The 22042-nt window shown below is 64.8% G+C and carries 18 protein-coding genes; 14 read left to right on the forward strand and 4 right to left on the reverse strand.

From position 1 onward, the window contains the following. The first annotated feature begins 192 nt into the window (after positions 1-192). The 10 genes from HU752_RS04910 (at position 193) to HU752_RS04955 (ending at position 13339) form a co-directional block, all read left to right on the forward strand. Positions 193-714, forward strand: coding sequence for an RNA polymerase sigma factor (locus HU752_RS04910; RefSeq protein WP_186682621.1), 522 nt, complete (start codon positions 193-195; stop codon positions 712-714). A gap of 64 nt (positions 715-778) precedes the next feature. Next, the gene (locus tag HU752_RS04915; protein ID WP_186682623.1) at positions 779-1789 is read left to right on the forward strand and encodes a FecR family protein; all 1011 of its coding nucleotides are present in this window, start codon (positions 779-781) and stop codon (positions 1787-1789) included. Positions 1790-1963: 174 nt separating this feature from the next. Beyond that, positions 1964-4654: a TonB-dependent receptor gene (locus HU752_RS04920; protein WP_186682625.1), complete on the forward strand. Its 2691-nt coding sequence runs from the start codon at positions 1964-1966 to the stop codon at positions 4652-4654. 80 nt (positions 4655-4734) lie between these two features. After that, entirely contained in the window at positions 4735-5355 is a 621-nt protein-coding gene (locus tag HU752_RS04925; RefSeq protein WP_186682627.1) for a heme acquisition protein HasA, read from the forward strand. A 207-nt stretch (positions 5356-5562) separates the two neighbouring features. Continuing rightward, entirely contained in the window at positions 5563-7320 is a 1758-nt protein-coding gene (locus HU752_RS04930; RefSeq protein ID WP_186682629.1) for a type I secretion system permease/ATPase, read from the forward strand. Beyond that, entirely contained in the window at positions 7317-8660 is a 1344-nt protein-coding gene (locus HU752_RS04935; protein ID WP_186682631.1) for an HlyD family type I secretion periplasmic adaptor subunit, read from the forward strand. Before HU752_RS04930 ends, HU752_RS04935 begins: the two co-directional genes overlap by 4 nt. Next, positions 8657-9991: a TolC family outer membrane protein gene (locus tag HU752_RS04940; protein ID WP_186682633.1), complete on the forward strand. Its 1335-nt coding sequence runs from the start codon at positions 8657-8659 to the stop codon at positions 9989-9991. Before HU752_RS04935 ends, HU752_RS04940 begins: the two co-directional genes overlap by 4 nt. A gap of 293 nt (positions 9992-10284) precedes the next feature. Continuing rightward, the gene (locus HU752_RS04945) at positions 10285-11016 is read left to right on the forward strand and encodes a GntR family transcriptional regulator (RefSeq protein ID WP_186682635.1); all 732 of its coding nucleotides are present in this window, start codon (positions 10285-10287) and stop codon (positions 11014-11016) included. A gap of 42 nt (positions 11017-11058) precedes the next feature. Further along, the gene (locus tag HU752_RS04950) at positions 11059-12339 is read left to right on the forward strand and encodes an MFS transporter (RefSeq protein ID WP_186682637.1); all 1281 of its coding nucleotides are present in this window, start codon (positions 11059-11061) and stop codon (positions 12337-12339) included. A gap of 157 nt (positions 12340-12496) precedes the next feature. Then, the gene (locus HU752_RS04955) at positions 12497-13339 is read left to right on the forward strand and encodes an amidohydrolase family protein (RefSeq protein WP_225920099.1); all 843 of its coding nucleotides are present in this window, start codon (positions 12497-12499) and stop codon (positions 13337-13339) included. A 27-nt stretch (positions 13340-13366) separates the two neighbouring features. On the opposite strand, the gene trmA is transcribed toward HU752_RS04955, so the two are convergent. After that, positions 13367-14446: a tRNA (uridine(54)-C5)-methyltransferase TrmA gene (gene trmA / locus HU752_RS04960; RefSeq protein ID WP_186682639.1), complete on the reverse strand. Its 1080-nt coding sequence runs from the start codon at positions 14444-14446 to the stop codon at positions 13367-13369. Further along, the gene (locus HU752_RS04965; RefSeq protein ID WP_186682640.1) at positions 14443-15738 is read right to left on the reverse strand and encodes an NCS2 family permease; all 1296 of its coding nucleotides are present in this window, start codon (positions 15736-15738) and stop codon (positions 14443-14445) included. Before HU752_RS04965 ends, trmA begins: the two co-directional genes overlap by 4 nt. A gap of 224 nt (positions 15739-15962) precedes the next feature. Between HU752_RS04965 and HU752_RS04970 the strand changes: the two genes are divergently transcribed. Next, positions 15963-16418, forward strand: a complete 456-nt coding sequence (locus HU752_RS04970) for a DUF4879 domain-containing protein (RefSeq protein ID WP_186682641.1) — start codon at positions 15963-15965, stop codon at positions 16416-16418. A 24-nt stretch (positions 16419-16442) separates the two neighbouring features. Here the strand turns inward: HU752_RS04970 and HU752_RS04975 are convergent, their stop codons facing one another. Then, positions 16443-17678 carry an MFS transporter gene (locus HU752_RS04975; RefSeq protein ID WP_186682642.1) on the reverse strand — a complete coding sequence of 412 codons (1236 nt, stop codon included), beginning with the start codon at positions 17676-17678 and terminating at the stop codon, positions 16443-16445. A gap of 368 nt (positions 17679-18046) precedes the next feature. Between HU752_RS04975 and HU752_RS04980 the strand changes: the two genes are divergently transcribed. The 3 genes from HU752_RS04980 to HU752_RS04990 are packed head-to-tail and all read left to right on the forward strand — an operon-like array spanning position 18047 to position 20720. Continuing rightward, a complete protein-coding gene (locus HU752_RS04980; RefSeq protein ID WP_186682643.1) occupies positions 18047-19486 on the forward strand; it encodes a cytochrome ubiquinol oxidase subunit I in 1440 nt (479 codons plus the stop codon). 3 nt (positions 19487-19489) lie between these two features. Then, the gene (gene cydB / locus HU752_RS04985; protein WP_186682644.1) at positions 19490-20497 is read left to right on the forward strand and encodes a cytochrome d ubiquinol oxidase subunit II; all 1008 of its coding nucleotides are present in this window, start codon (positions 19490-19492) and stop codon (positions 20495-20497) included. 55 nt (positions 20498-20552) lie between these two features. Then, positions 20553-20720, forward strand: coding sequence for a DUF2474 domain-containing protein (locus tag HU752_RS04990; RefSeq protein ID WP_186682645.1), 168 nt, complete (start codon positions 20553-20555; stop codon positions 20718-20720). A 124-nt stretch (positions 20721-20844) separates the two neighbouring features. Here HU752_RS04990 and HU752_RS04995 read toward each other — a convergent pair whose 3' ends face one another. Beyond that, positions 20845-21969 carry a methyltransferase gene (locus tag HU752_RS04995; RefSeq protein WP_186682646.1) on the reverse strand — a complete coding sequence of 375 codons (1125 nt, stop codon included), beginning with the start codon at positions 21967-21969 and terminating at the stop codon, positions 20845-20847. Between the last annotated feature and the right edge of the window lie 73 nt (positions 21970-22042).

The raw sequence follows: 22042 nt of genomic DNA on the forward strand, positions 1-22042 counted from the left end.
AACTGGTTAATCCAAGTCAAATGAACAGCAGGGCGGCAGCCGGCGGGTATTCTTTTAGTGTTCGATCAGCGGACATCGACTTGCGATGGAGAGGGCCGCGCTGAGCGCTACTTGATGTTGGATATCAATTGAAAATCATTCTCGACAAGCCGTAATATGGCTGCCCATTTCTTCGTAAGCCATGGAGTCGGTTTGTCGGACGCGGATCTCAAGGGTCTTTTTCTCAAGCACGCCAGTACGCTTCGCAGCTACCTGTCGCGGCGGGTGCGGGACCCTCAATTGGCAGCCGACCTGGTGCAGGAGAGTTTCCTGCGCCTGGCGGAACAGACGCGCAAGGAGCGCATCGACAACTCTCCGGGTTACCTCTACCGCACGGCGCGCAACCTGCTGGTGGACCATGTCCGCCAGGAGCACCGGCGCAAGACCGATTCGGTGCCGCATGAAGCGTTGGCGGACATAGAGGACGAACTGGCCGGGCTGGAGGCTCAGGCGATGGCAGAACAACAGCGGGCGGCGTTGCGCGAGGCCTTGGCCGAGTTGCCGGAGCGCACCCGGGAAATCTTCCGGTTGAATCGGATCGAGGGCATGACCCATGCCGAGGTGGCCAGGCACCTGCAGATTTCCGACAGCTCGGTGCAAAAACATCTTTCCAAGGCCCTGGCCTATGTCATGCAGCGCCTGCAGACTCCGCCCGCTCGCCCCGCCGACGAATGAGTTACGGTAAATCGACGCTTCAGACGTCACTGCTTAATAGATAACGAAAAATCGAGAGTCATACGTGAATAGCCAGGGTCCTCAGGAGCAGATGATCACCGAGGCCGCCGCCGATTGGGCGGTGCGCCTGCACGCGGGTGAGTTGGGCGCGCAGGAACGGGCCGAGCTGGATCGCTGGCTGGCAGAGGACGAGCGTCATCCGCCGGCCTTGCGTTTTGCCGAGCAGACCTGGGCGGCCCTCGGGCAGTTGCAGGCGGACGACGTGCCGCCCGCCAAACCTGGAGTGCGCCGCGCGGAGCCTGCGCGGGCGTCGAGCCATCCCGTTCGGCGACGCAGCCGCTTGCGTGTTGCCGCCCGTGCCGCGGCGCTGGCGCTGCTGGTCGGCACCGGCTGGATCAGCGCTCCGACCCTTTTGTTGCAGATGCAGGCTGACTATCTGACGGCCAGGGGCGAAGTGCGTCGTGTGCAGTTGCCGGATGGCAGTCACGTCGAGCTGGATTCAGCCAGTGCGATCAGTGTCGACTACGACGAAGGGGAACGGCGTATCCGCCTGTTGGCGGGGTCGGCCTGGTTCGATGTGGCACCGATGGCTGGCAGCGAGTCCCGCCCCTTCGTGGTGGAAAGCGCGGGTGGACGCACGCGAGCCCTGGGAACGAAATTCGTCGTCGAGCGCGAAACGTCCGGCCAGGCCTGGGTCGGCGTGATGGAGCACAGTGTCGCGGTCACGCTGCAGTCGCCGCCGTTGAAGGGGCATGCCGAGACGGTCCTGCAAGAGGGACAGAGTGCCCGCTATGACGGACAGGATGGCGTGGTCAGCCTGGGGCGCCAGGACCTGCAGCGTGCCACCAGTTGGCGGCGTGGCGTGCTGGTGTTCGATCGCCAGCCGCTGTCGCAGGTGATCGAGCAGCTCAACCGTTATCGTCCCGGTCGCGTGCTGTTGACCGACTCGACCCTGGCCACGCGGGAGGTCAGTGGCGTGTTCCGTCTGGACATGCTCGATGCCGGCCTGCAGACCCTCACCTCCGGGCTGCACCTGCGGCGCCTCGACCTGCCGGGCCTCAGCCTGATCTATTGAGCGGCCGGCTGGCCTGTGCGAAACCACCGTGCGGGCCAGCCGTTTTCGCTCGGCAAAACATCCTGATACATCCTCCCGAAAAACATTTTCAAAAAAACTTACTGAGTTTCCTTTGCTGGCGCGTCTTGATAGTGAGATTCATTCGCATAAACAAGATCCGACGTAAGGACTACGATGAAAGTTGCTCGCCGTTGCAAGGGGATACAGGCCGGTAGTCGGTTGGCCCTTGCCATTCACCTGGGGCTTTTGGCCATGCTGGCCGGTCAGGATCTCGTCCTGGCGGCCGATGCGCCGAAGCCTGCCCGGCCAGCCGCCGAGCAGCCTGCACTGCTGAACCTGGATATCCCGGCGCAGGCTCTGGGTTCCGCCGTGCTGGCATTCGCCGAGCAGGCCGGCTTGCAGGTGCTGTTTGACAGCGAGCGGCTGCAGGGGCTGCAAAGTACCGCGGTGAAGGGCCAGTACGGTGTTCAGGAAGGCCTGGCACGGCTATTGGGTAATGCGCCGGTGGAGTACCGCTTTACCGGCGAACGGCAGGTGACCCTGACCCGTGTCGCCGAGTCCGCTCGCGGCGCGCTGGCGCTGGCGACCATCACGGTGTCCGGCCAGCAGAAAAACGATTGGGTCTATTCCTCGCCGCGTTCGGTGAGCGTCGTTGGCCGTGAGCAACTCGATCGCAATCCGCCACGGCACGCTGCCGACATGCTGGAGGAGGCTCCGGGCGTGTATTCGGCGGTCAGCCAGCAGGATCCGGGCCTGTCGGTGAACATCCGTGGTATCCAGGACTATGGTCGGGTCAACATGTCGATCGACGGCATGCGCCAGAACTATCAGCAGAGTGGCCACCAGCAGCGCAACGGAACGCTCTATGTCGACCCGGAGCTGCTGTCCGAAGTGGTCATCGAAAAGGGCGCTACCTCCACCATGGGCGGTGCGGGCGTGATTGGCGGGGTCGCCAACTTTCGTACCGTGGAGGCGGCTGACCTGCTCGCTGGCGGCAAGGAAATCGGTGGTCGTGTCCGCGTGACCAGCGGCATTGGTCACCTCGGTAACGGCACCCACTTCATCGGCAGTTCGGCCTTTGCCATCGGTACCGAGGTCTGGGACATGCTGGTGGCTGTCAGCGAACGCAACCTGGGCGACTACAAACCGGGGAACAAGGGCAGTATCGGCGAACTGCGCAGCGGTGCCGCGCTGAATCCGAGCTACCCCGAGCGGATCAAGAACTCGAACGTGGCCTATTCGGCGTCGATGATGCGTTCGCGCCTGGTCAAGCTCGGACTCAACCTGCCGGCCGACCAGCGCCTGCAATTGAGCTACCTGGAAACCGACGTCAACTACAGCGACGCCAACATGATGAGCGTCGAGAACCAGGCGCAGCTGTGGGAGAAGCTGGGCAGCAGCAGGATCACCGCGCGCAACCTGGCGCTGGACTACAGCTATGCCCCGGACAATCCGCTGATCGACTTCAAGGCCAAGATCTACCACGTCGACAACCGCAACGACCAGAGCACCCTGACCCGGGGGTCGACGCCTGGCTACGAGATCACCTACCAGACCGACACCTATGGCCTGCAGGCGCAGAACACCTCGACCTTCACCTTGAGCGAGCTGTCGGTGATCAAGGCCAACTACGGCCTGGAGTTCTTCTACGACAAGGTTCGGCCGGATTCCACCCAGCCGGGGGATCCCACTTCCGCGGTGACCGTGCCGGCCTCCGAGAGCCTGACGCCGGAAGGCGATCGTGCCCTGGGCAGCCTGTTCGGGCGCCTGGACTACGACTACGACGGCTGGCTGAACGTCAATGCCGGGCTGCGTTACGACCGTTATCGGCTGCGTGGCGAGACCGGTATCAACACCCGGACCTTCGTCATTGGCACGACCCGGCAGATCGGTGTCCCGGTGACCTATGACGTCGATACCGAAGAGGGTCGCTTTTCGCCGACCTTCGGCCTGTCGATCAAGCCGGGCGTTGACTGGCTGCAACTGTTCGCCAGCTACGGCAAGGGCTGGCGCCCACCGGCTGTGACCGAGACGCTGATCAGCGGGCGGCCTCATGGTGGCGGTGCGGAAAGTACGCTGCCCAACCCGTTCCTCAAGCCTGAACGCTCCACGACCTGGGAAGTCGGTGCCAACGTATTGAAGGAAAACCTGCTGTTCAGTGACGACCGCCTGGGCATCAAGGTTGCCTACTTCGACACCCGTGTCGACGATTTCATCTTCATGAACATGGGGGTGCAACTGCCGGGCTACGGTACGGCCAGCATCAGCAACAGTGCCTATGTCAATAATCTGGAGCAGACCCGCTTCAAGGGCCTGGAGTACCAGCTGGACTATGACGCCGGTGTCGCCTATGGCCAGTTCAACTACACGCACATGATCGGCACCAACGATTTCTGCGCGAAGACGGCCTGGCTCGGTGGCGTGACCACACCGGTGAAGGGGGCGGGCAGCCGCTCCCCGGTTACCGCCATGATCCCGGACGCCCAGGCTAATGCCGCCACCCATTGCCGGGCGATCCTCGGCTCTTCCGAACACATGCCGATGGATCGCGGCACCCTGACGCTGGGGACGCGGTTCTTTGATCGCAAGCTGGATATCGGCGCTCGTGCCCGCTACAGCGCCGGCTATTACGTGAAGGGTGGTGCGCAGGTCACCACCTCGCAGACCGGCATCTACCCCGCGGACTGGAAACCCTACACCGTCTACGACCTGTACAGCAGCTATCGCGCGACCGACCAGTTGACCCTGCGCCTGGCCATGGAAAACGTCACCAACCGCGCCTACCTGGTGCCGCTGGGCGATGTGCTGGCCTTCACCCTGGGACGCGGCCGCACCCTGCAGGGCACCGTCGAATATCAGTTCTGACCGATTTTGCCCAGTGACGGGCAAAACCTCAGCAGGCGCAGGTCTGCTGTGGAATAACCACCCTCAATTGGAGTTTTTGCATGAGCATTTCGATTTCGTACAGCGCTGAGTATGCCGGTTCCTCGGTTGCGAGCTACCTGAGCGACTGGTCGGCCTACTTCGGTGATCTCGATCACCGCGCAGGTTCGGTCAAGGAAGGCGTGAACACCGGTGGTTTCAACCCGGGTCCGTTCGACGGCACCCAGTACGGCGTGTCGAGCACCGTCAGCGATGCTTCTGCGGTCATCGGTGGCAACCTGCACTACACCCTGTTCACCCCGCCAACCCACACCCTGTGGGGCTCGGTTGATTCCATCAACCTGGGTACCGTCCTGAACGGCGGCGCCTCCAGCGGCGGCTACACCGTCACCAACCAGGAAGTCAGCTTCACCGGCCTGGGCCTGAGCAGCGCGCAGGCCGAAGGTCGCGATGGCCAGGTGCACAAGATCGTCTACGGCCTGATGAGCGGCGACAGCTCGGCACTGGTTTCGGCCATCGATGCCCTGCTCAAGGCCGTCGACCCATCGCTGTCGGTCAACTCCACCTTCGACCAACTGGCGTCGGCTGGCGTGGCTCACCTCGATGGCGCCTCCGTGGCCGCGACCGACGTGTCCCTGGTGGGCGTGCAGGATACCTCGCACGACCTCGCCCTGGCGGCCTGATCCGGTTGCCATGAAAAAAGCGAATGAAAGATCGCTCTTTCATTCGCTTCGATGACACACCGTCGTCGCCCGAGTTTTCGAAGGCCAGGGCGACGGCGGATGCACATTCTGGGGAACGCCACGGGGGCCGTCAACGCACCCCGGGCGGGCCCCTGCCGCCGGCCCGTTGCGTACCGGCGGTCACCACCTTGCGACGGGATGACCTCGATGACCAGGCCAGGAGCCACGGGTGCGGATGAGATGCTGGCCGCGCTGACGGCCTACAAGGGCGCGTTTCTCAATATCGGTCTGTTTTCGGCGGTGATCAACCTGCTGATGCTGGCCCCGGCGCTTTACATGCTGCAGGTCTACGACCGGGTGCTGGCGTCCGGCAACCAGATGACCCTGCTGATGCTGACGCTGATGATCCTCGGCCTGTTCGGCCTGATGGGCGCGTTGGAGTGGGTGCGCAGCCAGGTGGTGATCCGCCTCGGCACGCGGATGGACATGGGGCTGAACCAGCGCGTCTACGACGCGGCGTTCGAGACCCAGTTGAGCGACGGCAAGCCGGTTGCCGGGCAGGCACTGAACGACCTGACCGCGCTGCGCCAGTTCGCCACCGGCAACGCCTTGTTCGCGTTCTTCGATGCGCCGTGGTTCCCGGTGTACCTGCTGGTGATCTTCCTTTTCCACCCCTGGCTCGGGCTGTTCGCCCTGGCCGGTGCGGCCATACTGGTGGCGCTGGCCTGGCTCAACCACCGGGCCTGCCATGCGCCGCTGGGGTTGGCCAGTCAACTGTCGATCAGTGCCAGCCAGCAGGCCAGCGCACACCTGCGCAATGCCGAGGCCATCGAGGCGATGGGCATGCTCGGCACTTTGCGCCAGCGCTGGTTCGGCGAGCACCAGGCTTTTCTCGCCCAGCAAAACCTCGCGAGCGAGCGGGCATCTGCGGTCGGTGCCTGGTCCAAGGGGGTGCGCCTGGCCTTGCAATCGTTGGTGCTTGGCCTGGGCGCCTGGCTGGCGGTCGACGGGCAGATCACCCCTGGCATGATGATCGCCGGTTCGATCCTGATGGGCCGGGTGCTGAGCCCGATCGACCAGTTGATCGCGGTGTGGAAGCAGTGGAGTTCGGCGCGCCTGGCCTATCAGCGGCTGTCGGAACTGCTGGTGTCGCATCCGGCCCGGCCCGCGCGCATGAGCCTGCCGGTGCCCAAGGGCGCTTTGCTGGTGGAACAGCTGAGCGCCTGTGCGCCGGGGAGCCGGCGGCCGGCCCTGGCCAATCTCGGCTTCAGCCTGGCGGCCGGTAGCGTACTGGGCGTGATCGGGCCTTCCGGTTGCGGCAAGTCGACCCTGGCCCGACTGCTGCTGGGCATCTGGGCACCATTGGCCGGCAAGGTCCGTCTGGACGGGGCGGACCTGACGCAATGGGACCGCCAGCAACTGGGACCGCACATCGGTTACCTGCCCCAGGACATCCAGCTGTTCGCCGGCAGCATCGCCGAGAACATCGCCCGTTTCGAGTCGGTTGACGCCGAGGCGGTGCTGGCGGCTGCGCAGATGGCTGGTGTGCATGAACTGATCCTGCAACTGCCCCAGGGCTACGACACGCGCCTGGGCGAGGGTGGGGCTGGGCTGTCCGGCGGGCAGAAGCAGCGCATTGCCCTGGCGCGGGCGTTGTACCGCCTGCCGGCGCTGATCGTGCTCGACGAACCGAATTCCAACCTCGACGAGGCCGGTGAGCAGGCGCTGTTGCAGGCGATCAGCCAACTCAAGGTCCACCAGCGCACGTTGATCCTGATCACCCACAAACCCAATGTCCTGAGCCTGACCGACCAGTTGCTGATCCTGCGCGAGGGCCAGTTGCAGGCATTCGGGCCGACCGCGCGGGTGCTCGAGGCATCCCGGCCACAGAAACCCGCCGCCCCGGCCAAGCCGATGGCGGCGGTGAACATGAGTTATCGCCTGGGAGAGGGCCGTTCATCATGAGTTCGTCACGTCCTGCACTGCATCTGGCGGCGGACAATGCCTCGGCGACGGTGTTGTCCCTCGATGACAAGCGTTATTCGCGGCTGGGCTGGGTCCTGCTGTTCTGCGGTTTTGCCGGTTTCCTCGGCTGGGCCGCGCTGGCACCGCTGGACAAGGGCGTTGCGGTGTCTGGCAAGGTCATGGTCTCGGGTCATCGCAAGGTGGTGCAGCACCCTGCGGGAGGCATCGTCGAGCGCATCGAGGTGCGTGACGGTGACCGGGTGGTGGCCGGGCAGGTGCTGATTCGTCTCAAGGAGACACCGGCGCTGAGTCAGGTCCAGTCGTTGCGCAGCCAACTGCTCGGTTCGCTGGCCAGCGAGGCGCGCCTGAATGCCGAGCGTGATGGTGCCCGGAGCATCCGTTTTGACGACGAGATGCTCAAGCAATCCGCGGCACCCGAGATCGAGGCAACGCTGGCGTTGCAGCGCCAGCTGTTTTCCAGCCGGGCCCAGGCGTTGGCGACGGAGCAGCAGGGCATCGGCGAGACCATCGCCGGCGCCGAAGCGCAGTTGCGTGGCGTGCGCGACTCCCAGGCCAACAAGGTGCAGCAGCGCCAGGCCCTGGGCGAACAGCTGCAGGGGCTGCGCGAGCTGGCCCGCGACGGCTATATCCCGCGTAACCGGCTGCTCGACAGCGAGCGCCTGTATGCCCAGGTCGAGGGTTCGATTGCCGAGGACTTCGGTCGTATCGGCCAGTTGCAGCGCCAGGTGCTGGAAATGCGCCTGCGTATCCGGCAACTGGCCGAGGAGTTCCAGAAGGAGGTGCGCAGCCAGTTGGCCGAGACCCGCGTGCGCAGCGACGACCTGCGCAGTCGCCTGGCCTCGGCGGAATTCGAGTTGGCCAACAGCCAGTTGCGTGCACCAGCGGCGGGGATCGTGGTCGGCCTCGACGTGTTCACCGAGGGTGGGGTGGTCAAGCCGGGCCAGGCACTGATGGAGATCGTGCCGCAGGACGAGCCGTTGCTGATGGAGGCGCGGGTGCCGGTGGACCTGGTGGACAAGGTGCACCCGGGACTGCCGGTGGAGCTGATGTTCCCGGCGTTCAACCAGAGCACCACGCCACGGGTGGCGGGCGAGGTGTTGCTGGTCTCCGCCGACCGCCAGGTCGACGAGCGCACCGACGAGCCTTACTACACCTTGCGCGCGCGGGTCAGCGCCGAAGGCATGCAGCAGTTGGCCGGCCTGCAGATCCGTCCCGGCATGCCGGTGCAGGCGTTCGTGCGGACCGGTGAGCGCTCGATGCTCAACTACCTGTTCAAGCCGCTGCTGGACCGGACCCATATGGCGTTGGTGGAGGAATGAGTGTGCGTGTGTGGATCGGCCTGCTGGCCGTCTTGCTGAGCAACCCGAGCCAGGCGTTGGGACTGCTTGAAGCCTATGACCTGGCGCTGCGCAACGACCCGACCTTCCAGGCCGCCATCAGGGAGCGCGATGCCGGCGAGGAGAATCGTGTGATCGCCCGTGCCGGTCTGTTGCCGACACTGAACTGGACCTACAACAACTCGCGCAACGAATCCGAAGTCACCCAGGCTACGGCCTTCGGCAAGGTCACCAGCGATCGCGACTACCGCAGCTACGCGGCGAGCCTGACCTTGCAGCAACCGTTGCTCGACTACGAGGCCTATGCCCGCTATCGCCAGGGCGCGGCCCAGGCGTTGTTCGCCGACCAGCGTTTTCGCGGCAAGAGCCAGGAACTGGCGGTGCGTTTGTTGAGTGCCTACAGCGAGGCCCTGCTGGCCCAGGAGCGCATCGAGTTGAGCCGTGCCCAGCGCCGCGCGTTGGCCGAGCGGCTGGAGTTGAACCAGCGGCTGCTCAAGGGCGGCGAAGGTACCCGTACCGACCTGCTGGAAACCCAGGCCCGCCTGAGCCTGACCCAGGCCGAGGAGATCGAGGCGCAGGACAGCCAGGATACTGCGCTGCGCAGCCTGGAGGCGATCGTCGGGCAGCCGCTGCTGGTCGATGACCTGGCTCCCCTGGCGACACATTTCTCCATCGAGCCGTTGCAGCCCCAGCGCTTCGAGACCTGGCGCGACATGGCCCTGGCCAACAACGCCGAGCTGGCGTCGCAGCACCACGCCTTGACCGCCGCCGAGTACGAGGTGGAACGCAAGCGGGCGGGGCACCTGCCCAAGGTCAGCCTGTATGCCACCAGCCGCCAGACCAGTTCCGATTCCGAGAGCAGCTACAACCAGAAGTACGACACCAATACCATCGGTATCCAGGTCAGCGTACCGCTGTTCGCCGGTGGTTCGGTTTCGGCCTCGACCCGTCAGGCGGCCAGCCAGCTGTCCCAGGCGCAGTACGAACTGGATGCGCAGACGGTGACCACCCTGGTGGAGTTGCGCAAGCAGTTCAACCTCAACACCAGTGGTGCGGCGAAGGTCCGTGCCTATGAAGTGGCGGTGAGTTCGGCGACGGCGCTGGTGGAGGCGACCCGCAAGAGCGTGCAGGGCGGCGAACGGGTCAACCTCGATGTGCTGGATGCCGAGCAGCAATTGTTCAGTGCCAGGCGCGACCTGGCGCAGGCGCGGCATGCCTATCTGCTGGCGCGGATCCAGTTGCGGTTCTATGCCGGGGTGCTGGAGGCGGGTGATTTGCAGGCGCTGGCCGGGTATTTTCGGCCGGCGGGTTAAAGCATTTGCAGGCTCCAGTTTTTGGGGGGCAGTCCACAACTGTGGGAGCCAACTGTCTTTAACTCCCCCTGCGATGAGCGGTCGGATACTGGCCGCCGTTGGCGGTTCGCGGATAAATCCGGCTCCCACAGTACCGTGCAGTACACAAATCTTGTGATCGACGCAAACTGTGGGAGCAGGATTTATCCGCGAACAGGGCCCGCAAGCCTTACTCGTCAGAATGAACTTGACGCTTTTTCATCCAGGGAGAATACTCGGCGCAAATTCATATAGATGACTGGATAACTACAAAAATGAATACCCTCTCCAGCGACGAACGTCTCCCGCTCTATCAGCGCCTGCGCGACGAACTGGCCCGGCAGATCGCCAACAACCGCTGGCGCCCGGGCGAGGCGATTCCCACCGAAGCCGTGCTGGCCGGCGAGTACCAGCTGTCCATCGGCACCGTGCGCAAGGCCGTCGACAAGCTGGTGGAAGAGGGCGTGCTCGAGCGCCACCAGGGACGCGGCACCTTCATCCGTCGGCCGCAGTTCCAGTCTTCGCTGTTCCGTTTCTTCCGCTTCCAGAACCTGGCCGGTGAGCGCCAACTGCCGCAGAGCCGGATTCTCACCATCGATTCGCTGCCCGCGCCGTCGGCCGTCAGCCAGGTCCTGGGGCTGCCGCCCGAGGCCGAGGTGATCCGTCTGGTTCGCCTGCGCCTGCTCGAAGGCACGCCGGTGCTGGCCGAGGAAATCTGGCTGCCCAAGGGGCCCTTCCAGGCCCTGCTGACGGTCGACCTCGACCAGCAGGGCCCACTGCTCTATCCGATCTACGAAACGCTCTGCGGCCAGGTCGTGGCTTGTGCCGAGGAAACCCTGACCGCCGAGGCGGTGGGCGAGGTGCATGCCCGGCTGTTGCAGATCGAGCCAGACAGCCCGGTGGTGGTGATCGAGCGGTTGGCCCGCGACTACGCCGGCCAGCCGCTGGAGTGGCGTCGCTCGCGCGGTCATGCCAGCCACTTCCGCTATAACGTCGAGATTCGCTGAGTCCTGCCTGGGCTCCCCGTTGGTCTACAAGGATAAGAAATCATGTTCAGTTGGTACCGCGATATCACTTCGAGGGAGCGCAAGACGTTCTGGGCCTGCTTTGGCGGTTGGTCCCTGGATGCACTGGAAGTGCAAATGTTCGGCCTGGCGATTCCCGCGCTGATCGCCGCCTTCGCCTTGAGCAAGGGCGAGGCCGGCATGATCAGCGGCGTGACGCTGGTCACCTCGGCGATCGGCGGCTGGCTGGGTGGCACACTGTCCGACCGTTATGGCCGGGTGCGCACCCTGCAGTGGATGATCCTCTGGTTCTCGCTGTTCACCTTCCTCTCGGCCTTCGTGACCGGCTTCAACCAACTGCTGATCGTCAAGGCGCTGCAGGGTTTCGGTATCGGTGGCGAGTGGGCGGCGGGCGCGGTGCTGATGGCCGAGACCATCCAGTCGCGCTATCGCGGCAAGGTGATGGGCGCGGTGCAGAGTGCCTGGGCGGTCGGCTGGGGCGCGGCGGTCGGGGTGTTCACCCTGGTCTACACCTTCGTGCCGGAGGCCATGGCCTGGCGAGTGATGTTCCTGGTCGGCCTGTTGCCGGCGCTGCTGGTGATCTACGTGCGTCGCAGCGTGGTCGAGCCCGATGCCGGCCAGCGCCAGGCCAGGATCCAGGGGCGTGGCCTGCTGGCGTCGATGGCGGCGATCTTCCGCCCCGAACTGCTGCGGGTCACGCTGCTGGGCGGCATCCTCGGCCTGGGCGCCCACGGTGGCTACCACGCGGTGATGACCTGGTTGCCAACCTTCCTCAAGACCGAGCGCAACCTCTCGGTGCTGAGTTCCGGTGGCTACCTGGCGGTGATCATCGTCGCCTTCTGGTTCGGCTGCGTGGTCAGCGGGATGCTGCTGGACCGCATCGGCCGGCGCAAGAACATCATTCTCTTCGCCTTCTGCTGCGTGATCACGGTGCAGTGCTACCTGTTCCTGCCGCTGAGCAATGCGCAGATGCTGTTCCTCGGATTCCCCCTGGGCTTCTTCGCCGCGGGCATTCCGGCCAGCCTCGGCTCGTTCTTCAACGAGCTGTACCCGGCGGACGTGCGTGGTGCCGGCGTAGGCTTCTGCTACAACTTCGGCCGGGTGCTGTCGGCGGTGTTCCCGTTCATGGTCGGGCATATGAGCGAGTCGATGTCGCTCGGCTCGGCGATCGGTATCGATGCCGGGATCGCCTACGGCGTGGCGGTGCTGGCCGCGCTGGCCTTGCCGGAAACCCGTGGGCGCAACCTGCAGGACGCTACGCCGCAGGCGGAGGCCGGCAAGGGGGCAGGCCAGTTGTCCCACTGATTCCACTTTTTTCCTGCCTTGCTCGGCCTGTATGGGAGCCGGCTTGCTGGCGATAGGGGGCTGTCGGCCGACAGCCTTGTCATCTGCTACACCGCTATCGCCAGCAAGCCGGCTCCCACAGGGTGGGGCGGGGTCCTTGAGTTCATAGATGAGTTCCATGTCCGAGATTTGCCCATTGCCCATCAGCGGCATCGATGCCCACGCCCATGTCTTCGAACGCGGCCTGGGTCTGGCGACCGTGCGCCGCTATGCGCCGGAGTATGACGCCACCCTGGCCGACTACCTGGCACGGTTGGAGGAAAACGGCTTGAGCCATGGCGTGTTGGTGCAGCCGAGTTTTCTCGGCAGCGACAACCGTTATCTGCTGGCCGCCTTGCAGCAGGCCCCTGAACGGCTGCGCGGGGTGGTGGTGGTCGAGCGCGATATCGCGTTCGACGAGCTGCAGCGCATGGCGGCTCTTGGCGTCGCCGGCGTGCGATTGAACCTGATGGGCCAACCGCTGCCGGACTTTACCGAGGCCGGCTGGCAGGCGTTTTTCCGGCACCTGCGGCAGTTGGACTGGCATGTCGAATTGCACCGCCACCTGGAGGATCTGCCGGGGCTGGTCCAGCCGCTGCTGGCGATGGGCTGCAAGGTGGTGGTCGATCATTTCGGTCGCCCCGACGCGGGACTCGGTACCGAGCAGCCGGCCTTCGCCCGCCTGCTTGAACTGGGTGCCAGTGGGCGCTTGTGGATCAAGGTTTCAGGTATCTACCGACTGGGTGGGAGCGCAGCGCAGAACCTGCATTTTGCGGAGAAGGCGCTGTCGCTGATGTTGCAGGGCCTGGGGCCGGACCGCCTGCTGTGGGGCAGCGACTGGCCGCATACCCAGCACGAGCAGGAGGTGAATTTCGCCAGCGAATTCGATCGCCTGCGCCGCCTGGCCTGCGCACCGTCGCTGCGCCAGCATCTGCTGTGCAATACGGCGGCGGAGCTGTTCGGCTTCGTTCGGGCCGACTGACACTCCGTCAGCCGACCCTCACCGGGTTCAGCGGCGGACGAGCAGGACCCCGGATTCCATGTGGTGGGTCCACGGGAACTGGTCGAACAATGCACAACGCTCGATGCGATGGGTGTCGTGCAACTGGGCGATGTTCGCCGCCAGGGTTTCCGGGTTGCAGGAAATGTACAGGATGTTGTCGAAACGCCGGGTCAGCTCGCAGGTGTCCGGGTCCATGCCGGCGCGCGGCGGGTCGACGAAGACGCTGCCGAACTGGTAGCTCTTCAGGTCGATGCCTTGCAGGCGACGGAATGGCCGCACTTCGTTCAGCGCTTCGGTCAGCTCCTCGGCCGACAGGCGTACCAGGGTCACGTTGTCCACGGCATTCTCGTCGAGGTTGCTCAGGGCCGCATTCACCGAGGTCTTGCTGATCTCGGTGGCCAGCACCTTGCGCACCCGGGTCGCCAGAGGCAGGGTGAAGTTGCCGTTGCCGCAATACAGCTCCAGCAAGTCATCCGCACGCTCGCCCAGGGCGTCATGGGCCCAGTTGAGCATCTTCTGGTTCACCGTGCCATTGGGCTGGGTGAACGCCCCCTCCGGTTGCCGGTAGCTGAAGCTGCGCCCGGCGATCTCGAATTTCTCCACCACGTAGTCGTGGCCGATCACCACGCGCTTGCCCTTGGAGCGACCGATGATGCTGACGCCGAGATCGGCGGCCAGTTGTTCGGCAGCGCTCTGCCAGTGCTCGTCGAGCGGACGGTGATAGCACAGGGTGATCATCGCGTCGCCGGCCAGGGTGGTCAGGAACTCCACCTGGAACAGCTTGTGGCTCAGCGGTGCGCTGGCCTGCCACGCCGCCTTGAGCCGGGGCATCAGTTCGTTGATGCGCAGGCTGGCGATCGGGAACTGTTCGATCAGGATCGGCGTGCGCTTGTCGTCCTGGGCGAACATCGCGTAGTGGCGCTCGCCGGCTTCGCGCCACAGGCGGAACTCGGCGCGCAGGCGGAAGTGTTGCAGTGGCGAGTCGAAGACGTGCGGCTCGGGAGCATCGAACGGCGCCAGCAGGTCGCGCAGGCGCGCGACCTTGTCGTTGAGCTGGGCGGTGTAGGTGGCGGAATCGAAAGTCATGCGTTGAACCAACCCAACTTGATCACGAATAGAATCGACAGGATCACCAGCGCCGGGTTCAGCTCACGGCCACGGCCGGACAGCAGCTTGATCGCGGTCCAGGCAATGAAGCCGAAGGCGATGCCGTTGGCGATCGAATAGGTGAATGGCATGGCCAGGGCGGTGACCACCACGGGCGCGGCTTCAGTGATGTCTTCCCAGTTGATTTCCGCCAGGCCCGAGGTCATCAGCACGGCCACGAACAGCAGCGCTGGCGCGGTGGCGAAGGCCGGCACGCTACCGGCCAGCGGCGAGAAGAACAGCGCCAGCAGGAACAGGATGGCGACCACGATGGCGGTCAGGCCGGTGCGGCCGCCGGCGCTGACGCCCGCTGCCGACTCGATGTAGCTGGTGGTGGTCGAGGTGCCCAGCAGCGAGCCGGCCATGGCCGCGGTGCTGTCGGCGATCAGTGCGCGGCCCATTTTCGGCATGTGGCCGTCCTTGCCCATCAGGCCGGCGCGCTTGGCGACGCCGATCAGGGTGCCGGAGTTGTCGAACAGGTCGACGAACAGGAAGGCGAAGATCACGCTGACCAGGCCGATGTCCAGGGCGCCCTTGATGTCCAGTTGCAGGAAGGTCGGCGCCAGCGACGGAGGCGTCGAGGTGATGCCGGCGAACGGGCTGAAGCCCATCAGGATCGACACGGCGGTGACGCCGAGGATGCCGATCAGCACCGCACCACGGACCTTCAGTGCATCCAGGGCGACGATCACGGCGAAGCCCAGGGTGGCGAGGATCGGCGCGGGTTGCTTGAGGTCACCGAGGCCGACCATGGTGGCCGGGTTGCCCACCACGATGCCGGCATTGTGCAGGGCGATCAGCGCCAGGAACAGGCCGATACCGGCGGCGATCGCCGAACGCAGCGGCAGCGGGATGCTGTTGATGATCCATTCGCGGATGCGGAAGATCGACAGCAGGAAGAAGCACACCGCCGAGATGAACACCGCGCCCAGTGCCACCTGCCAGGTATGGCCCATGTGCAGGACCACGGTGTAGGTGAAGAAGGCGTTCAGGCCCATGCCCGGCGCGAGGGCGATCGGGTAGTTGGCGATCAGGCCCATCACGGTCGAGCCGATGGCGGCGGCCAGGCAGGTCGCGACGAACACCGCGCCCTTGTCCATGCCGGTTTCGCCGAGGATGCTCGGGTTGACGAACAGGATGTAGGCCATCGCCAGGAAGGTCGTGACGCCCGCGAGAATCTCGGTGCGCACATTGGTATTGTGTGCCTTGAGTTGAAACAGCCTTTCCAGCATCTCTGCTCCCCATGGCGCATTGGCGCCGTGAATGAATCGGTCCCAACAGCAAAGCACAGACTCTGGTGGCCTGATGAGATTTGGCTGTGGGAAAACCGCGCATCATACCAGCCGGGCGCTGGAATAGGGACGCCGCTGGGTGGGTCCATTGCGTGGCGAGCGTGCGCGAACTACTCCGAAATCCGCCGACTGAGGCATACTCCCGGTAGAGAAGGGGGATAACCATGAAATCAGTGATTAATCGCCAGGCCCTGGGCCGGCTGCTCTGCGCCAGTGCACTGTCGCTGGCTGTGGTCGGGCCGCTGCATGCGGCGCCGGCGGCCGGGTTGAAAGGCGTGGGGATCTACACCGTGGCGTCCCAGGGCGTCATCGAGGACGTTTCCGACGGGCGTCGGCGGACGCAGAATGCCCATCGCGGACCGAACATCACGGTGACGGTGGTGGAGCTCGGTTACGGCCGGGCACCGGGCGCCACGTTCAATGGCAATCCGATCAGCTACAGCCGGCGCAACGCCCTGTGCGAGTTCAGCAAGCCGTTCGTACCCTGCAGCGGCGGCGCGACGGTCGGTTACAGCTATATCTACGACCTGGGCGACCAGCAGCAGGGCACCTTCAGTTTCAGCGATCGCTCACTGGCGATGCCGGTCCAGACCTTCACGGCGACCATCGACATCAACTGATGGCCGCGCTCGTGCGCCTGTGCTTCAGGCGGTTTCGGGCTGGCGCTCGTGCATGCGGTCGCGGTTGGCCAGGGTCGGGAACAGTTTCATCCAGGTTCCGGTGACCACCAGCGTGCCGATCCCGCCCAGCACCACGGCGGGCACGGTGCCGAACCAGTGGGCGGTCAGCCCCGATTCGAACTCTCCCAGTTGATTGGACGCGCCGATGAACAGGCCGTTGACGGCGCTGACCCGGCCGCGCATCTCGTCGGGGGTTTCCAACTGCACGAACGAGGCGCGGATCACCATGCTGATCATGTCCGCGGCGCCGAGCACCACCAGCACGGCCAGGGAAAACCAGAACGAGGTCGACAGGCCGAAGGCGATGGTGGCGACGCCGAACAGGCCGACGGCCGTGAACATCACCCGGCCGACCTTGCGTTCCACCGGGAAGCGCGCCAGCCACAGCGACATCAGCAGTGCGCCGACCGCCGGTGCCGAGCGCAGCAGGCCCAGGCCCCAGGCGCCGGTGAGCAGGATGTCCTTGGCGAACACCGGCAGCAGCGCGGTTGCCCCGCCCAGCAGCACGGCGAACAGGTCCAGGGAGATGGCGCCGAGAATGTCCGGCCGGCTGCGGATGAAACGGATCCCCGCCAACAGTGAGTCGAGGGTGGCCTTGCCCTTGTTCAGCGATGTCTGCCGCGCCGGCAGGTTGAGCATCAGCAGGCACGACACCACGTACAGCGCCACGGTCGGCCCATAGACCCAGACACTGCCGAACGCATACAGCAGGCCACCGATGGCCGGCGCGACGATGGTCGCCAGTTGCTGCGCCGACTGGGCAGCCGCCACGGCGCGGGGGAACAGCGCGGCCGGCACGATGGACGGCAGCAACGCCTGGGTGGTCGGCATCTCGAAGGAGCGCGCGCCACCGAGCAGGAACGCGAGGATGAAGATCATCTCGCGGCTGACCTGGTTGGTCAGGCTGCCGACCGCCAGGCTCAGGGCGATCAGCGCCTGCAGGGTCTGGCACAGCGCGGCGACCCTGCGTCGGTCGTAGCGGTCGGCGACATGCCCGGTGTGCAGCATGAACAGCACCCGTGGCGCGAACTCCACCAGCCCGACCAGTCCCAGGTCGAGCACATTGCCGGTCAGTTGATAGAGGTTCCAGCCGATAGCCACGGTGAGCATCTGGAAGCCGCTGGCGGTGAAGATCCGCGCCAGCCAGAACGCGAGAAAAGGGCGGTGATGACGCAGCAGCAAGGGTGTCTCGGTGGGCATCGCGGGCTCGCCTGAGCGGATGAAAGGGGAAGATTATCATTCCGATGTAACAAAAGGTTACTGAGCTATTCATCCATATGCCGCTCCGGCCTTTTCTGTGCGTTTTTTGCGGATCAGTTGCCTTCTGCTCCTGAGGCAACCTGTCGCGCGGCAACCGACCACGCCACCCGCTCATCGGAATGGGACTACTCTTTTAACGTTGGTTGATCCAGGTCAATTGCCTTCCTGGCGGTGATCTGGATCCGACTCCCTGCGTTGCGATGGGTTGAAAAAAGAGAACGAAGCCAAATTCGCCGCACTCCATATTCGTGGGGGCAGTGGCTGGGCCTGAAGGGCGACAGCCGGTATTACCTGACAGAGGAAAACTTATGTTCGGTTTAGAGGCACTAGATCTCGCCCGAATCCAGTTCGCATTCACCGTTTCCTTCCACATCCTGTTCCCGGCCATCACCATCGGCCTGGCGAGTTACCTGGCGGTACTCGAAGGCCTGTGGCTGAAGACGCACAACGACACCTATCGCGACCTCTACCATTTCTGGTCGAAGATCTTTGCCGTCAACTTCGGCATGGGGGTGGTTTCCGGGCTGGTCATGGCCTATCAGTTCGGCACCAACTGGAGCCGTTTCTCGGACTTCGCCGGCGCCGTGACCGGGCCGCTGCTGACCTACGAAGTGCTCACTGCCTTCTTCCTCGAGGCCGGCTTCCTCGGCGTGATGCTGTTCGGCTGGAACAGGGTCGGCCGTGGGCTGCACTTCTTCTCCACCGTCATGGTGGCGATCGGTACGCTGATCTCGACGTTCTGGATCCTGTCGTCCAATAGCTGGATGCAGACGCCGCAGGGTTACGAAATCGTCGATGGCCGGGTAATTCCGGTGGATTGGCTGGCGGTGGTGTTCAATCCGTCGTTCCCGTATCGACTGATGCACATGGCAACCGCCGCGTTCGTCGCGACGGCCTTCTTCGTCGGCTCCTCGGCGGCCTGGCACCTGTTGCGCGGCCGGGACAACCCGGCGATCCGCACCATGCTGTCGATGGCCATGTGGATGGCGCTGATCGTCGCGCCGATCCAGGCGGTGATCGGCGACTTCCACGGCCTCAACACCCTCAAGCACCAGCCGGCGAAAATCGCTGCGATCGAGGGTCACTGGGAAAACGTCGGCAACGAGCCGACCCCGCTGATCCTGTTCGGCTGGCCGGACATGCAGGCCGAGAAGACCCGCTTCGCCCTGGAGATCCCTTACCTGGGCAGCATGATCCTGACCCACACCCTGGACAAGCAGGTGCCGGCGCTCAAGGAATTCCCGCCCGAGGATCGGCCGAACTCGACCATCGTGTTCTGGTCGTTCCGGGTCATGGTCGGCCTGGGCTTGCTGATGATCTTCACCGGCCTGTGGGCGTTGTGGCTGCGCAAGCGTGACCGCCTGTACGAGAACCGCGCGTTCCTCTACCTGGCGTTGTGGATGGGGCCGTCCGGCCTGATCGCGATCCTGGCCGGCTGGTTCACCACGGAAATCGGCCGCCAGCCCTGGGTGGTCTATGGCCTGCTGCGCACGGCGGACGCGTCGTCCGGGCACAGCGTCATGCAGATGAGCATTACCCTGGCGTTGTTCGTCGTGGTGTATTTCTCGCTGTTCGGCGTCGGCCTGGGCTACATGATGCGCCTGGTGCGCAAGGGACCGAAGACCAACGAAGGCGCGGAAACCAGCCCGGGTGGTCCTGGCCAGAAACGCACGCCCGCCCGTCCGCTTTCCGCTGCCGATGAAGACAGCGAAAACGGCCATGGCGACAGCCTGAACAAGGGGAACTGAATCATGGGTATCGATCTTGCGCTGATCTGGGCCGTGATCATCATCTTCGGCATCATGATGTACGTGGTCATGGATGGTTTCGACCTGGGCATCGGCATTCTCTTTCCCTTCATCAAGGGCGACCGTGACCGCGATGTCATGATGAACACCGTGGCGCCGGTCTGGGACGGCAACGAAACCTGGCTGGTGCTCGGTGGCGCGGCGCTGTTCGGCGCCTTTCCGCTGGCCTACTCGGTGGTGTTGTCGGCGCTGTACCTGCCGCTGATCTTCATGCTGATCGGGCTGATCTTTCGCGGCGTGGCGTTCGAGTTCCGCTTCAAGGCCAAGGATGACAAGCGGCATATCTGGGACAAGGCGTTCATCGGTGGCTCGATCGCCGCGACGTTTTTCCAGGGCGTGGCGCTAGGGGCCTTCATCGATGGGATCAAGGTGGTCGACCGGCAGTTTGCCGGCGGCTCGCTGGACTGGCTGACGCCCTTCACGCTGTTCTGTGGCGTGGCGCTGGTGGTGGCCTATGCCTTGCTCGGCTGTACCTGGCTGATCATGAAGACCGAAGGCAAGCTGCAGGAGCAGATGCACGACCTGGCTCGACCGCTGGCGTTCGTGCTGCTGGCGGTGATCGGTATCGTCAGCATCTGGACGCCGCTGGCCCATGGCGAGATCGCGGCGCGCTGGTTCACCCTGCCGAACCTGTTCTGGTTCCTGCCGGTGCCGATCCTGGTGCTGGTGACCCTGTTCGGGTTGATCCGCGCGGTGGCGCGCAACGCGCACTACACGCCGTTCCTGCTGACCCTGGTGCTGATCTTCCTCGGCTACAGCGGCCTGGGCATCAGCCTGTGGCCGCACATCATCCCGCCGTCGATCTCGATCTGGGACGCCGCCGCGCCACCGCAAAGCCAGGGCTTCATGCTGGTGGGGACGCTGTTCATCATCCCGTTCATCCTGGGCTACACCTTCTGGAGCTACTACGTGTTCCGCGGCAAGGTGACTCACGAGGATGGCTATCACTAGACCCTGCGGCTGGTGCCCGGTCGGGTGCCACCCCTTCGATGACGAGGAAGCGGATATGAGCGGCAAGCCTTCATTGCAGGAAATCGAACAGGCCGAGAAGAAACCGCTCTGGCAGCGCCTGGGCTGGTTGGCGATGATCTGGACGGGCAGTGTGCTGGCGTTGTTCGTGGTCGCCAGCCTGATGCGCCTGTTCATGAACGCGGCTGGATTGACCACCCACTGACACGTTTTGATCGTGCCCACGCTCCGCGTGGGTACGCATCCCGTGACACTCTGGGTCACCTGGGCTGACGCCGAGCGCGGGAACGATCAGCTATCCTCTGATCCGCAAGCCAGCTCCCGGCCCGTTACTTGCGGGCCTTGAGCACCACGAACTTGGGCGTCGCCGCCACTTGCTCGACACCCCGGAACAACCGCGCCAGCTTGCTGTGATAGCCCAGGTGGCGGTTGCCGACGATATACAGCGCACCGCCGACTACCAGGGCTTCGCGGGCCTGCTGGAACATCCGCCAGGCTAGGAAGTCGCCGACTACCTGCTGTTGGTGGAAAGGCGGGTTGCACAGCACCACGTCCAGCGATTGCGGCGCTTGCCCGGCCAGGCCGTCGCCGGCGCGCACGCTCACTTCGCGCTCGCCCAGGATCGCCTGCCAGTTTTCCCGCGCCGATTGCACGGCCATGAACGATTCATCCACCAGCGTGTAGTGGGCCTGCGGATTCTGCAGGGCACTGGCGATGGCCAGGACCCCGTTGCCGCAACCCAGGTCGGCGACGCGGGCATTGCCCAGGTTGTCGGGCAGGTGCGGGAGGAAGGCGCGGGTGCCGATGTCCAGGCCCTCGCGGCAGAACACGTTGGCGTGGTTGAGCAGTTCGATCGCCGGGTGTTCGAGCCGGTAGCGGGTCGGGTAGGGCGATGGTGCGACAGGGCGGGACTCGGGCGTGGCGATCAGCAGGCGAGCCTTCTTCACCGCCAGCGAGGCCTGCACGGTACCGACGTAGCGCTCCAGCAGGTCACCGGCGGCCCGTGGCAGGTGCTTGACCATGGCCCCGGCAATCACCTGGGCGCCGGGGGCCAGTTGGCCCTGCAGGCGAATCAGTTGTTCCTCCAGCAGGGCGAGGGTCTTCGGTACGCGGATCAGTACCCGGTCGAAAGGACCGACCGGCGTTTCGCTGGCCGGCACATGGCGCACGGCGTCGAAGGCCTTGCCGTTGCGCGCCAGGTTCTTCTCCAGGCCCTGGGCGGCCAGGAACGAGTCGCCACTGCTGGTGAGCTGCACATGGCCTTCCAGGCTGGCGGCCAGGGCGCCGAAACTGTCGTTGAGCACCAGCACCCGGGTGTCGCGCGAAACGCCCTGTTCGGCCAGATGGCCGAGCAGGTATTGGTCGGCCGCGTCGAACGCCTGCAAGGGTTCGCCCTGCTGTTCAGGCTGGCGGATCAGGTCGAGATGGGCGAACGGGCTTTCTAGCAGGGGCATGGGACACGGGCTCTGGGGGACGGTTTGCGACTGCCGGGTGCCCGCGCTGGGCGAGGCTGGCAACGGTATGGCA

The sequence above is a fragment of the Pseudomonas vanderleydeniana genome, assembly GCF_014268755.2.
In the GTDB taxonomy this organism is placed as follows: Bacteria; Pseudomonadota; Gammaproteobacteria; order Pseudomonadales; family Pseudomonadaceae; genus Aquipseudomonas; species Aquipseudomonas vanderleydeniana.

Excerpts from the sequence above, each read along its gene's own strand:
- HU752_RS04945 (WP_186682635.1), top strand. The coding sequence starts at position 10,285 with ATGAATACCCTCTCCAGCGACGAACGTCTCCCGCTCTATCAGCGCCTG.
- HU752_RS04990 (WP_186682645.1), top strand. The coding sequence starts at position 20,553 with ATGAGCGGCAAGCCTTCATTGCAGGAAATCGAACAGGCCGAGAAGAAA.
- cydB (WP_186682644.1), top strand. The coding sequence starts at position 19,490 with ATGGGTATCGATCTTGCGCTGATCTGGGCCGTGATCATCATCTTCGGC.
- HU752_RS04995 (WP_186682646.1), bottom strand. The coding sequence starts at position 21,969 with ATGCCCCTGCTAGAAAGCCCGTTCGCCCATCTCGACCTGATCCGCCAG.
- HU752_RS04935 (WP_186682631.1), top strand. The coding sequence starts at position 7,317 with ATGAGTTCGTCACGTCCTGCACTGCATCTGGCGGCGGACAATGCCTCG.
- HU752_RS04975 (WP_186682642.1), bottom strand. The coding sequence starts at position 17,678 with ATGCCCACCGAGACACCCTTGCTGCTGCGTCATCACCGCCCTTTTCTC.
- HU752_RS04965 (WP_186682640.1), bottom strand. The coding sequence starts at position 15,738 with ATGCTGGAAAGGCTGTTTCAACTCAAGGCACACAATACCAATGTGCGC.
- HU752_RS04930 (WP_186682629.1), top strand. The coding sequence starts at position 5,563 with ATGACCAGGCCAGGAGCCACGGGTGCGGATGAGATGCTGGCCGCGCTG.
- HU752_RS04925 (WP_186682627.1), top strand. The coding sequence starts at position 4,735 with ATGAGCATTTCGATTTCGTACAGCGCTGAGTATGCCGGTTCCTCGGTT.
- HU752_RS04940 (WP_186682633.1), top strand. The coding sequence starts at position 8,657 with ATGAGTGTGCGTGTGTGGATCGGCCTGCTGGCCGTCTTGCTGAGCAAC.
- HU752_RS04980 (WP_186682643.1), top strand. The coding sequence starts at position 18,047 with ATGTTCGGTTTAGAGGCACTAGATCTCGCCCGAATCCAGTTCGCATTC.
- HU752_RS04950 (WP_186682637.1), top strand. The coding sequence starts at position 11,059 with ATGTTCAGTTGGTACCGCGATATCACTTCGAGGGAGCGCAAGACGTTC.
- HU752_RS04970 (WP_186682641.1), top strand. The coding sequence starts at position 15,963 with ATGAAATCAGTGATTAATCGCCAGGCCCTGGGCCGGCTGCTCTGCGCC.
- trmA (WP_186682639.1), bottom strand. The coding sequence starts at position 14,446 with ATGACTTTCGATTCCGCCACCTACACCGCCCAGCTCAACGACAAGGTC.
- HU752_RS04920 (WP_186682625.1), top strand. The coding sequence starts at position 1,964 with ATGAAAGTTGCTCGCCGTTGCAAGGGGATACAGGCCGGTAGTCGGTTG.
- HU752_RS04955 (WP_225920099.1), top strand. The coding sequence starts at position 12,497 with ATGTCCGAGATTTGCCCATTGCCCATCAGCGGCATCGATGCCCACGCC.